We start from the raw sequence: 13,471 nt of genomic DNA on the forward strand, positions 1-13,471 counted from the left end.
CCGCACCGGTCATGGCCTGGTCGTCGCCCGCGTGGGTGGCGGCGAGCGCGAGTGACCGTAGCGCCGAGGGGCGGTGCGGCGACGATGGGGCGGGCACCGTCGAGGCGCGGGGAATCGAGGCGTCCGACGTCACGCGGGTCCCACACGATTTCGCGGGACCGCACCCGTTCCGGAATCGGTGTCGAGATGCAACACGGCCTCGGCGGCGGTTCGTACACTCTCGAAGACGTCGTCGATGGACCGGTCGGCATCGGCGAGAAGAGTTGCCACGGCGATGGTCAGCGCCTCCGCCGGATCGTCGTCGGGAACCGAGATCGACATCGCGACAGCCGTCGCCTCGAGGTCGGCGAAGGTCACCGTCGGCGCCCCCGCGACGCCGATGACGGTGTCGGGCGCGACCGCCGCGACCGCCGACACGATGTCGTGCAGCGGCCGCGCGTCCTCGGTTCCCCGGTGGTCCGCGGCGGTCCCCTCCTCCCAGAGCGCGAGATCCCCGACCGCGGTGTCCGGCCGTGTCACGATGTCGGCCAGCAGGTTTCGGTACCGATCGGCGAACAAGGCCACGGTGTCGGGGTCGAACAGATCGGTGTCGAAGGCGATCTGCCCGCCCAGGGCCCCGTTCCGGTCGACGCCGTCGGGGTCACCCGGGTAGAGCATGACCTCGAGATCGACCTTGGCGGGGAACGACGAGGGCAGCCGCGGGCGGACGTGCAGGCCGTCGAGTTCGACGTCCGGGAATTCGAGGTTCTGGTAGGCGATCATCACCGAGAACAGCGGATTGCGGCGTCCGCGACGGACCGACCCGCGGTCGGCGCGGGCGAGGTGATCGACGATCTCGTCGAAGGACACGTCGGTGTGCCCCAGGTCGGCGAAATCGTCGGTGTGTACGCGTCGCAACAGGTCCGCGAACGGCTCGTCGAGGAGCAGCTGCGTACGCAGTGGCACCGTGGTGGCGAGCATTCCCACCATGTCGGTCAGGGCGGGATCGTCCCGGCCGGCGAACGGCGTGCCGATGACGACGTCGTCGCTGCCCGCCAGTCGTCCGATCAGGACGGCGAGCGCCGCATGCAGGACGGCGAACTGGGTCGTGTTACCCACCCGCGCCATCTGTCGGATCATCGTCGCGGTCGACGACGGGATGTGGAGATCGACGACGCCACCGAGGTGACGCGGCTCGACGGGCCGCGGACGGTCCGTCGGGATCGTCGCCGGCTCCCCCACCCGGTCGAGACGCCGTCCCCAGTACTCGAGTTGACGCTGTCGTTCGGTGACTCCGTCGGGTCGGGTGGTCTGGAGGCGCTCAGCATGCCAGATCGCGTAGTCCGCGAACTGCACTCGCTGCCCGGCGGCACTGCGCGGTCCTGGCTTGCCCGCGATCCGGGCGGCGTAGAACTCGGCGAGGTCCCGAGCGAGCGGGCCGAGCGATCCACCGTCGGCGTTGATGTGGTGCACGACGAACACCAGCACGTGTCGGTCGGCGCTCAGTCGCAGGATCGTCGCACGGACGGCCGGCGGTCCGGTCAGATCGAAACCGGCGTCGACGACCCCGGCCACCTCGGCGGCCACCCGGTCCCCGGAGGTGGTCTCGAGCCGGTCCCCGGCGAGATCGACCAGCGGAATCCGCAACACGTGCACGGCATCCGCGGCGGGGATGATCAGTTGTACCGGCGCACCGTCGTGCAGCGGATAGCGGGTCCGCAGCGACTCGTGGCGGGCGACGAGATCGCCCACCGCGCCGGTGAGGGCGGGGACGTCCAATCGGCCGTCGAGTTCCAGGGTCAGGCCGACGTTGTACGCGGGTGACGTCGGATCGGTCTGGTTGATGGACCACAGCCCGCGTTGGACCCCGGTGAGGTCGACGACGTGGGTGCGTTCGCGCGGTGTCAGCATGCGCCCGGCCACCGCCTGGTCGGCCGTCGCCACCGCGGCCACGAAATCCGCCACGGTGGGATTCTCGAAGAGCAGCGACATCGGTACGCGGCGTCCGATGTGCTGTTCGACGCGATAGGCGACCTTGGTCGCCGACAGCGAGCTGCCGCCGAGTTCGAAGAACCCGTCGTGAACGCTGACCTGTCGCACCCCGAGCACGTCGGCGAAGATCTGGGCCACGATGCCTTCGAGCCGGCTGCGGGGCGCGACATACTCACGTGCGGGCGAGATCTCCACCGCGGGCAGAGCGCGGCGGTCGACCTTGCCTGTGCGGGTCATCGGCAGCTCGTCGAGCACCACCACGGTGTGCGGCACGAGGTGTGCGGGCAGACGGGCGGCAGCGTGGTCGAGGATGTGCTCGGGTGCCGGCACTTGATCGGCCGGAGCGGTCACGTACGACACCAGGACCGTCTCCCCCGCCGGCGTCGATGTGCCGACGGTGACCGCGCTCTCTACGTCGGGATGGCTCGCGAGAACCCCGTCGACCTCACCGGGTTCGACCCGCATCCCGCGGATCTTGATCTGGAAGTCGTTGCGGCCGTGATAGACGATGTCACCGGACGGCGTCCTCGTGACGAGGTCGCCGGTGCGATACATCCGGCCCCCGACGTCGAACGGATCGGCGACGAACCGGGCCGCCGTCAATCCGGGACGACCGTGATAGCCGCGCCCGAGCGCCCGTCCGGACAGATACAGCTCACCCAGGACACCGTTCGGAACCGGGCGAAGACCCCCGTCGAGGATCTTGACGCCGACTCCGGAGATCGGACCGCCGATCGTGACCGGCTCCGCCGGCCGCAGGGGCGCGGAGGCGGTGGCCCAGATGGTGGTCTCGCTGGGGCCGTACAGATTCAGCAGCGGGCGACCCGCCGAGTCCCATTTGGCGACCAGCTCCGGCGGGCAGGCCTCACCCGCCACCATCACGACCGAGAGTTCGGGCACCGCTGCGGGATCGAGGGTGGCGAGCGCGGTGGGCGTCATGATCGTGTGCGTGACCCGATGCCGGGCGATGACGTTCTCGAGTTCGGGTCCGGCGAACACATCGGGTGGGCTGATCACCAGCTGGGCCCCCGAACACACCGCGAACACGATCTCCCAGACCGCCACATCGAATCCCGGTGCGGCGACGTGCAGTATGCGCGAATCCGGGGCCGCACCCAGCCGGTGCTGTTGTTCGGCGACCAGCTCGGCGAACCCGGCGTGTGTCAATGTGGCGGCCTTCGGCCGACCGGTGGACCCAGAGGTGAACTGGAGATATGCGACGTCGTCGAGGGAGATCGGCCGGACCCTCTCGGCATCGGCCACCGGGTGCGTCGGCCGACCCGCGATGCCCAGATCGACCTCGAGGTCGTCGAGGACGAGCTGTGCGACCGTGGAACGGGTCTCCGATGACCCGCTACCGGGTGTAATGCCCTCATCCGTGGCGGCCGAATCCGTCGTGATCAGCAGCACCGCCCCGCTGTCGGCGAGCATCGCGGCTCGGCGCGCGACGGGCAGACGGGGGTCGATCATCACGAAGGCGGCTCCGCTCGCGGCCACCCCCAGCACGGCCAGGACGGACCGGTGTGATCGCGGAATGCTCACGGCGACGACGTCACCCGGACCGATGCCACGCTCGATCAGGACGCGGGCGATCTGATGGGTGGTGGTCGCGACTTCCGACCAGCGCAACGCACTGTCGCCGACGAGGGCCGGTGCGCCGGGGTCCGCGCGGGCGAGGCCGCGCGCCAGCAGACCGGCGAGTGTCTGTTCCGCACGCGCGCCCCGGGCCGGCGACGCCAGGAGGCGCGTCTCGTCCGGCCGCAACAGGTCGATCGAACCGATCGTCCGCGACGATCCGCGCACCATCTGCTGCAGGACGAACTCCAGCCGTCCCGCCATCTCCCGCACCGTGGTGGCGTCGAAGAGATCGGTGGCATAGGCGAATTCGACGTCGTAGCGGTCGGTGTGATCGGTCACCGAGACGGTCACGTCATACTTCGCCGACGGCACCCGCGCATCGAGAACCTCCGCGGACCCGGTCCAGCGCGCGAGCTCGGCCAGCTGGTCGGGCTGCACCGTCAGCGCGACCTGGAACAGCGGCGAGTGCGCCGGAGACCGATGCGGCGCGACCGCGTCCACCACGCGCTCGAACGGGACGTCGGCGCAACTCATCGCGCGGGCGCAGCGGCGATGCGCGGCGGTGACGAACTCGGCGACGGTGTCCCCCGGATGCAGCGTCGTGCGCAGGACGACGGTGTTGACGAACATGCCGACCAGGTCGGCGACCTCCGGGTCGTCGCGACCGGCGACAGCGGTGCCGATACTCACGTCGTCGGTGGCGGCCAGCCGGCCCAGCGTGATCGCCAGGGCCGACTGGAACACCGCGAACGGGGTGGCCGACAACGACATCGCAAGCCGCCGGATCCCGGCGGTAAGATCGGGGCCGAGCACTATGTCCACGTGGGCCCCACCACTCGACATCACCCGCGGCCGCGGCCGGTCGGTGGGCAACTGCAACAGATCCGGCGCCCCACGCAACTCCGCACGCCAGAACTCCAGCCCCTCGACCAGGAACGGCGACGGCGACTCCGGTGTACCGAGGGTCTCGGCACGCTCGACGGCGACATCCGCGTACTGCATCGGCAACGGCGGGAAATCCGGCTCCTCGCCCGCGCGCCGACAGTCGTAGGCGGTCATCAGATCGCGCAGCAGCGGCCGGAGCGACTGCCCATCGGCCGCGATGTGGTGCAGGACCAGCACGATGGCGTCGCCGTCGGGATGACCCGTCACCAGCCGGTAGCGGAACGGGATCTGCTCGGCGAGGTCGAATCCCACGTCCGTGATCGCGGAGATCGCGGCTGCGAGGTCCCTCCCGTCGACACCCGTCCCGCTCGCTCCGCTCCCGAGGAGATCGGCGGCCACCTTCGGGTCCAGGATCAGCTGCTCCGGTTCCCCGTCCACGACGGGGAACACCGTGCGCAGGATCTCGTGTCGGTTCACGACATCCAGGACGGCCCGATGCAGCACGTCGGCGTCGACCGGATGCGTCAGGCGCAGCGCCCCGGACATGTTGTAGGTCGAGTCGGCCGGCGACATCCGGTTGATGAACCACAGTCGGGTCTGCGCCTGCGACAGCGGAATTCGTGCCGGACGCAGCGGACGTGACGGGCGTGAGGTGGCCTGGCCGGACTCCGGGATCGCCACCGCACGCGAGGCGAGATCGGCGAGATCGACCGCCTCGAAGACATCGGTCAGCGCGATCCCGAGCCCGTGATCGACGCGTGCGCGGGACACCATCCGGGCGGCAAGCAGCGAGTCGGAACCCAACGCGAACAAGTTGTCCGAGACGCTGACCCCGTCGCGGTCGAGCCCCTCCTCCACGAGCGCCACGATCGCCCGCTCGGCAGGCGTGTGCGGTGGCCGGAAACTCGTTGCGACGGAACCGAGTTCCGGCGCCGGAAGGGCGCGCTGGTCCAGTTTTCCCGATCTGGTGGTGGGAAACGAATCGAGCACGACCACCCCGTGGGGCACCATGTGGCCGGGAAGCCGACGGCGGCAGTGTGCGCGCACGACCTCGGCATCCACCACACCGCCGACATCCCCGAGGCCGTTGGCAGCGTGGGAGTCGTTGCCCGCCAACTGATCCCCGCGAGCGCGGATATAGGCCACCAGGACCGGCGCGGGTCCGAGGTCGCGGCGTGCGACGACCGCCACCGCGTCGATGCCCGGTATCGCGGCGATCACCGCCTCGACCTCGCCGGGTTCCACACGCTGACCCCGGATCTTGATCTGTTGATCGGTCCGCCCCAGATACTCCAGCTCTCCGTCGCCGGTCCACCGGACCAGGTCACCGGTGCGGTACATCCGAGCACCCGCGAGGCCCTGTGGATCGGCCACGAACCTGGTCGACGTCTGACCCGGTGCGCCGACATAACAGTTCGCCAGTTGATCCCCCACCAGGTGCAACTCGCCGGCGACTCCGACCGGGACCGGACGCAGACGGCCGTCGAGGACCCGCACCACCGTGCCCGGCACCGGCCGACCGATCGGAACGACGACCCCATCGGTCGTGATCCGCTGGGCGGTCACGTCGATCGCGGCCTCGGTCGGTCCGTACAGATTCACGAGTCCGGCGCGGCTGGTCGACCGCACGCGCTGGGCGAGCCGGGCAGGCAACGCCTCCCCGGAGGTGAACAACCAGCGCACATGATCGGGCAACGAGATCCGTTCGTGCGCTGCGTCGCGCGGGCCGGAATCGCCGATCACCCGGCGCCCGTCGGCCTCCGGACCGGCAGGGTCCCGTCCGAGCACCACGTCGAGGTATGCGTCGAGCATGGACGGCACGAAGTGCAGGACGGTGACGCGGGAACGCTCGATGAGGTCGCGGAGATAGTCGGGGTCGCGGTGCCCGCCCGGCGCCGCGATCACCATCCGCGCCCCGACGCGCAACGGCCACAGCAACTCCCAGACCGACACATCGAAGGTCGCCGGTGTCTTGTACAGCACGGCATCCCCGGCGGTGATCGGGTGATCATGCTGCATCCACGCGAGGCGCTGCTCTATCGCCCGGTGACCGACCTCGACGCCCTTGGGAGTCCCGGTCGACCCCGAGGTGAAGATGACATAGGCCGCCAAACCCGCCGGCGCCTGCCGATCTCGGTGCGGCGGTGCGGCCGGAACAGGGTCCGGTGAGACGAGGTCGGCGTGGAGGTCGGCGACGAACCGCGCGTCGACGACCAGACCCGGATCCACCGCGGCGGTGATCGCCCGTCGACGCTCCTCCGGTTCGGCGGGATCGACAGGCACATAGGCCGCACCCAGCCCGATCGCGGCGTAGACGGCGCACACCTGCTCGATCGACCGGTCCAGCGCCACGACGACCCGATCACCACGGCGCACGCCCAGACTCGCGAACCGATCCGCGAATCTCGCGGAGGCCCACGCGAACTCGCGATATGTGAGGGTGGTGTCGCCGAAGGTCACCGCGGGTGCGTCCGGCGTCGAAGCGACCTGGCGATCGAAGGCGTCCAGGACGTGTTCACCGTCCACGCCGACGGCCGGTCCGCCGGACCCCAGGTCGTCCAGCGTCGCCGACTCCCCGACCATCAGGAGGTCGAGGTCTGCGACGGGCCGGTTCGGCCCGGCCACGAACTGTGTGAGCAGGTTCAGCAGGCGTTCCCGGTGCAGGTTCAGTTCGGCCGACTCGTACAGGGCGGGGTTCGCGTGCAGGCCCACTTCCAGCGGCGCGTCCGGACCGGCCGCGAAGACGTTCATCACGAGGTCCTCGACCATCCCGGCGGACAACATGTGATAGCGCACCCGGGCGCCGTCGATGACGATCGGCTTGTCGAACAGCAGCAGGTTGACCAGTGGCCCGAATGTCGTGCCGAGGGTGTCGCCGAAACCGGCTGCCGCCCTGATGTCCTCGGACCGGTAGCGCTGATGGCGGAGACCCGCGGTGATCTCCGCGGTCACGGCCGAGACGACGTCGGCACACGTCGCCGAGGCGATTCCGTCCACCCGCAGGGGCAGCATGTTCGAGACCATCCCGGCCGAGTGCCGGATCCGCGCCGTCGTACGCGCGGTCACCGGCAGGCTGAGGACGATGTCGTCGCTTCCGGACATACGGGCGAGGAATGCGGCGAATGCGGCGGTGAGGATCGCGGCAACCGAGGCGTCGAGGTCCCGGGCACACCGACGCAGTGCCTCGTCCAGCTCGGGGCCGAGCATTCCAGCGGAGACGATCGTCTCGTTGCAGACGCCCGTCGTCGCGGGATGGGCCGCCAGGGTGACCCGCTCGGGGAGTCCGGCGGCGCGTTCGCGCCAGAACTCGCGGTCCTTCTCGAACCTGGTGCTCTCGCGGTACGCGGCGTCGTCGGCGACGACCTCGGCGACGCTGGCACGCCGCACCGGACGGCGACCGGTCCCTGACGATGCCATGTTGCCGGGATCGTCGCCGCCGGGCTCACGATGCCGGTTGTACCGAGCCACCGCCTCGTGGAGGCACATCAGCGCGCCGTACCCGTCGAACGCGATGTGGTGCCCGCGCATGTACCAGTACGTGCGATCGTCGGCGATCCGGATGAAGGCGGCGACGGCGACCGGGTCGGCGAGCAGGTCCACAGTCCGCTGATGGTCAGCGCGCATCCAGTCCTCGGCCGCCGCTTCGGGATCCGGATCGGACCGCAGGTCGACGTCGACGACGTCGAACGGAACGGAGAAGTCGATGTACTGCTGGGGCGTGCCGTCGACCTCGATCACGCGGGTGTACGCCGTCTGGAGGTCACGCGCCGCTTCGAGAACGCCACGACGGAACAAGTCCCGATCGAACGGGCGCCCGTCGTCGACGATGTCGAGGTAGTGCGCGACCGTGACCGAGTGGTCGTCGACGAGGTTCTCGGCAAACCACATCGCACGTTGCGCCGCGGTCGACCCAGCAGGTCCGCCCCTCGAGGCGCTCGGGGTGTCCCCGGGCGCCTGTGCCCCCCAGTCCCATCTCGGTGGGACGCAGTGTCATCCATGCCTCGTCCGACGTCGGTTTCGCCGATTGGGTCGCTCGACGAAGACGCCCCCGCGTCCCCCCGCAGCGATCGTCGAACAGCAACGAATCATACGCGGTACATCGCATCGGCTTCCGAAAGTGATACATCCCGCATCTTCGGGTGGTTCGTGAGAACAAAAGAAGTCGAAAGCATATGTGACAGATGGGATCACCCGAGTCCAGCAGGGTCACACTGGCCACTCCCGTACCGTCTGAGGCGGTTCGAGACCCCCGAGATTCGGTCGTTCGACCGACAGAGGGATGGAACGACATACCGGACATGGCGTCGCCGGCGCCGGGAGCGAAGCGAGCGGGCCGAATGGGGCCCGGCGCCGGGAGCGAAGCGAGCGGGCCGAATTGCGCCCGGCGCCGGGAGCGAAGCGAGCGGGCCGAATTGCGCCCGGCGCCGAACGAGACCCCCGTGGAGTCGTGGAGGCGGAACGGGCAAGATCGAACTCATGTCAGACGTGCAGGTGATCGAGGTCGGGCCGCGGGACGGGTTGCAGAACGAACAGGCGCTGCTCTCGATCGACCAGAAGGTCGATTTCATCAGCCGGGCCGTGGACGCCGGCGTGCGCCGCATCGAGGCGGTCAGCTTCGTCAACCCCAGGCGGGTTCCGCAGATGGCCGGTGCCGAGGAGGTCATGGACCGGGTGCCCCGCGTGGATGGCGTCTCCTATATCGGGCTCGTCCTCAACCGTCGTGGTCTCGACCGCGCCCTCGCATCCGCGGTCGACGAGGTGAACGCGGTGGTCGTGGCCACCGAGGAGTTCAGTCGACGGAACCAGGGCTGCAGCGTCGAGGACACCGTCGCGGCAGCCGTCGACGTCGTCCGGGACGCGCGCGCGGCCGGGATCGCGTCGACGGTGACCATAGCGGTGGCGTTCGGCTGCCCGTTCACCGGCGAGGTCAGTCCGGGCTGGGTCTCCGACATCGTGGCCCGGCTGACCGATCAGGCCGCACCGGACGAGATCGCGCTCGCCGACACGATCGGCGTCGGGGTGCCGGCACAGGTTCGCGACCTCGCCAGACGGACCGCCGAACGAGCTCCCGGCATCCCGCAACGCTGGCACTTCCACAACACGCGGAACACCGGCTATGCGAACGCGCTTACCGCACTCGATTCGGGTGCGCGCGCGCTCGACGCGAGCATCGGCGGCTTCGGCGGGTGCCCGTTCGCGCCTGCGGCCACCGGCAACATCGCGTCCGAGGATCTCGTCTACGCACTGGATCGATCAGATGTCAGCACCGGCGTCGACATGCGACAGTTGGTCGACGCCGCACAATGGCTGGGCACAGCCCTCGACAAGGATGTCCCCGCACTCCTCGGACGTGCCGGACCTTTTCCGGCCGCCCGCTGAGGCGGGGACACCTGTCGATGAGCCACGCAGATCGATCGGCCCTCGAGATCGGTGGGCCGCAGCACGACTGCGCGGCGACTCCCGGCGACTACCCGGTGGTGTGCACGATCAGGACGTCGCACGCCGACTTGCGAGCGACATCGGCGGGGACCGATCCGAGAAGCCGGCCGGCGATCGAGTTCAGGCCGCGGTTGCCCACGACCAGGAGGTCGGCCTTGACGTCGCTCACCAGTTGCAGGAGCGCGTCGACCGGAGCGCCCTTGACCGGGCGCTGCACCACGTTCGTCGCACCGGCCTTGGCGGCGCGTTCCTTCGCGGTCCGCAGGATCTCCTCGGTCGGGGTCGACCCGGTGACCTGATATGCCTCGTCCTTGAGGACGTCGGCCGCGTCCCCGGCACCGCGCTCGTTCGGGAAGTACGCGCACGCGATCACCAACTGAGCGTCGCCCGCGAGTGCACCCGCACGTTCCACAGCCTTCATCGACGACTCGGAGCCATCGGTACCGACGACGACGGTTTCGTAAGAGCTCATCCCAACCTCCCGACATGAAATCGCCTCGCTGCCCATCAGCGAGGCGTCACCGCGTATCCCCGAATTGCAGGGGTCTTGCATCGGGACACTAGTTTGCCACGGACGTGTCTGTCCCCCGTTCGTGGTGATCGGCACATCAGCTGCGCATCACGGCGGTCCGCTCACCTCGGGCCACTACCACTCTCAGCTGTCCGTTCACACGGCGCGGGCGAACCGGTGAGGCGTCTACTTGATCCCGGCCGCGTCCATCCCGCGCATCTCTTTCTTCAGATCGGCGATCTCGTCGCGGAGTCGCCCGGCGAGTTCGAACTGCAGGTCCCGAGCAGCGCTCATCATCTGGTCGGTGAGTTGAGACACGAGGTCGGCGAGTTCGGCCCGGGGCATCAGCGAGACGTCGCGCTTCTCGATGACCCCCGAGCTGCCGGCCTTCGAGACCTCGCCCTGGGCGCGGCGTCCGCGGCTGGAGTTCCGTCCGGAACCGCCGACCGCAACGGTCTCGTCTTCCGCCTCCCGGTAGACCTGGTCGAGGATGTCGGCGATCTTCTTGCGCAACGGCTTGGGGTCGATCCCGTTCGCCTTGTTGTACGCGATCTGCTTCTCGCGACGTCGCTCCGTCTCGTCGATCGCGTTGCGCATCGAGTCGGTGATCTTGTCCGCATACATGTGGACTTCGCCGGACACGTTGCGGGCCGCACGACCGATCGTCTGGATGAGCGAGGTGGTGCTCCGGAGAAAACCCTCCTTGTCGGCGTCGAGGATCGCGACGAGGGACACCTCCGGGAGGTCGAGGCCCTCGCGCAGCAGGTTGATGCCGACGAGGACGTCGTAGTCACCCGATCGGAGCTGACGCAGGAGTTCGACGCGGCGCAGGGTGTCGACCTCCGAGTGGAGATAGCGGACCCGGATGCCGAGTTCGAGCAGGTAGTCGGTGAGGTCCTCGGCCATCTTCTTGGTCAGGGTCGTCACCAGCACGCGCTCGTCACGGTCGGTTCGCTCACGGATCTCGTGGACCAGGTCGTCGATCTGGCCCTTGGTGGGTTTGACAACGACCTGGGGATCGACGAGACCCGTCGGGCGGATCACCTGCTCGACGAACTCGCCGTTGGACTGGCCCAGCTCATACGGCCCCGGGGTGGCGGACAAGTACACGGTCTGTCCGATGCGATCCACGAACTCGTCCCATGTCAGCGGCCGGTTGTCGACGGCCGACGGTAGGCGGAATCCGTACTCCACGAGGTTGCGCTTGCGCGACATGTCGCCCTCGTACATGCCGCCGATCTGGGGCACGGTCACATGCGACTCGTCGATGACGAGAAGGAAATCGTCGGGGAAGTAGTCGATCAGTGTCGCCGGGGCGCTCCCGGCGGCGCGTCCGTCGATGTGCCGAGAGTAGTTCTCGATGCCCGAGCAGAATCCGACCTGGCGCATCATCTCGAGGTCGTACGTGGTCCGCATCCGTAGACGCTGGGCTTCGAGCAGTTTGCCCTTGCCCTCCAGATCGGCGAGCCGTTCCTCGAGTTCGCGCTCGATGCTCGCCATGGCCTTCTCCATGCGTTCGGGCCCGGCGACATAGTGGGTGGCCGGGAAGATGCGCAGTGAGTCGACCTGGCGCACGACGTCTCCGGTCAGCGGGTGCAGGTAGTACAGCGACTCGACCTCGTCGCCGAAGAACTCGATGCGGACGGCGAGTTCCTCGTACGACGGGATGATCTCGACGGTGTCGCCACGGACACGGAAACTCCCGCGGGTGAACGACATGTCGTTACGCGTGTACTGGACGTCGACGAGAAGCCGCAGCAGTGCATCGCGATCGATCTCCTGACCCACTTCCACCTCGACGGATCGGTCGAGGTACGACTGCGGTGTGCCGAGGCCGTAGATACAGGACACCGAGGCGACCACCACGACGTCGCGCCGGGACAGCAGGCTCGACGTCGCCGAGTGACGCAAACGCTCGACATCGTCGTTGATCGACGAGTCCTTCTCGATGTAGGTGTCGGTCTGCGCGATGTAGGCCTCGGGTTGGTAGTAGTCGTAGTACGACACGAAGTACTCGACGGCGTTGTTGGGCAACATCTCGCGCAGTTCGTTCGCCAACTGCGCCGCGAGCGTCTTGTTCGGAGCCATGACCAGGGTGGGACGCTGCACCTGCTCGATCAGCCAGGCGGTGGTCGCCGACTTTCCGGTACCGGTGGCACCGAGGAGCACGATGTCCTTCTCACCCGCGTTGATCCGGCGGGTCAGATCTTTGATGGCGGCGGGCTGGTCGCCGGCGGGTTCGTATTCGCTGACGACCTCCAGCCGGGCTTCGGTCCGTTCGATCTCGCCGACCGGCCGGAACTCCGAGTGCGCGATGACGGGGCGTTCTGCTGCAAAAGCCATAGTGCCAGGGTAAACGCGACCTATGACAACGATGTTCCCGCTCGATGCGCCCGCCGACGCCCGATGAGTGCGGCGACGAGAACGACCACCGAGCAGAGCGGGATCGGCTGGCCGACGGAGACGAACACGACGACGTCGCCGAGGAGCGCCGCCGGCGCCGCGATCCGGACGACAGTACCCGGGACCGGCGCCTTTCCCTGGGTCCGGCGCGGCACCCGCGGCCACGGCTTGGCGATCGACAGCCAGGCCTGGAATGCGATCAGCGTCGCCATCACGACAGTCGCGGTCAGCAGACCCGGCGTTGCGTCGTCGCCGGATCGCGTCGCCTCGTCGAGCGTGGGCGAGAGCACCGCGATCCCGACGACGAGCTGCCCGACCGTGATCACGAATTTCACGAGTACCCACCAGTGCACGAAGAAGCCCAGGGCGTCGTCGACGACAGGAGGAACCCGGACATCGCCGACAGGTTGGCCGAGACGACGAGCACCGTGGTGTCCAGGACGTGCGCCGCGACGACGCCGCCTTCCCCTGGATTCAGCATCAGCACCAGCAGGGCGAGCGCCTGACTCATCCAGCTGACCGAGGACAGCACATGGATCCACAGGAGCATCTGCCTCGCGCGCCTGGCAGACGATTTCGGTGCGGTGAATCGGCGCGCGGGACCACGGGTCGCTTCGACGGAAGTCATCTGTCGACCTTGCGCCGACCGCCCCGCCTCGCACATCGGTGAGAACTCGGGCTTTC

Annotated in this window: 7 protein-coding genes (1 of these 7 running past the window's edge); 1 reads left to right on the top strand and 6 read right to left on the bottom strand. The window is 68.6% G+C overall.

The annotated features are described in order from the left end of the window. Nucleotides 1-133, bottom strand: partial view of a non-ribosomal peptide synthase/polyketide synthase gene (locus AC3B5T_RS21695; RefSeq protein ID WP_488357902.1) — the beginning only. It extends 26,354 nt beyond the left edge of the window; only the first 133 of its 26,487 coding nucleotides appear in the window; the start codon lies at nt 131-133; its stop codon lies off the left edge, out of view. Then, a complete protein-coding gene (locus tag AC3B5T_RS21700; RefSeq protein ID WP_055475847.1) occupies nt 130-8,322 on the bottom strand; it encodes an amino acid adenylation domain-containing protein in 8,193 nt (2,730 codons plus the stop codon). Before AC3B5T_RS21700 ends, AC3B5T_RS21695 begins: the two co-directional genes overlap by 4 nt. A gap of 588 nt (nt 8,323-8,910) precedes the next feature. On the opposite strand from AC3B5T_RS21700, the gene AC3B5T_RS21705 reads away from it, so the two are divergent. Further along, nucleotides 8,911-9,813 (top strand): hydroxymethylglutaryl-CoA lyase, encoded by a 903-nt coding sequence (locus tag AC3B5T_RS21705; protein ID WP_055475848.1) that lies wholly within the window; start codon nt 8,911-8,913, stop codon nt 9,811-9,813. An 88-nt stretch (nt 9,814-9,901) separates the two neighbouring features. Here the strand turns inward: AC3B5T_RS21705 and AC3B5T_RS21710 are convergent, their stop codons facing one another. The 4 genes from AC3B5T_RS21710 to AC3B5T_RS21725 form a co-directional block, all read right to left on the bottom strand. Continuing rightward, on the bottom strand, nt 9,902-10,345 hold the full coding sequence (locus tag AC3B5T_RS21710; RefSeq protein WP_004018865.1) for a universal stress protein: 444 nt from the start codon (nt 10,343-10,345) through the stop codon (nt 9,902-9,904). Nucleotides 10,346-10,570: 225 nt separating this feature from the next. Then, the gene (gene uvrB / locus AC3B5T_RS21715) at nt 10,571-12,727 is read right to left on the bottom strand and encodes an excinuclease ABC subunit UvrB (protein WP_014927058.1); all 2,157 of its coding nucleotides are present in this window, start codon (nt 12,725-12,727) and stop codon (nt 10,571-10,573) included. 20 nt (nt 12,728-12,747) lie between these two features. Continuing rightward, nucleotides 12,748-13,122 carry a hypothetical protein gene (locus AC3B5T_RS21720; RefSeq protein WP_231632701.1) on the bottom strand — a complete coding sequence of 125 codons (375 nt, stop codon included), beginning with the start codon at nt 13,120-13,122 and terminating at the stop codon, nt 12,748-12,750. After that, nucleotides 13,119-13,415 (bottom strand): hypothetical protein, encoded by a 297-nt coding sequence (locus AC3B5T_RS21725; RefSeq protein ID WP_231632702.1) that lies wholly within the window; start codon nt 13,413-13,415, stop codon nt 13,119-13,121. Before AC3B5T_RS21725 ends, AC3B5T_RS21720 begins: the two co-directional genes overlap by 4 nt. Nucleotides 13,416-13,471: the final 56 nt, after the last annotated feature.

The organism is Gordonia sp. G4 (assembly GCF_057770005.1).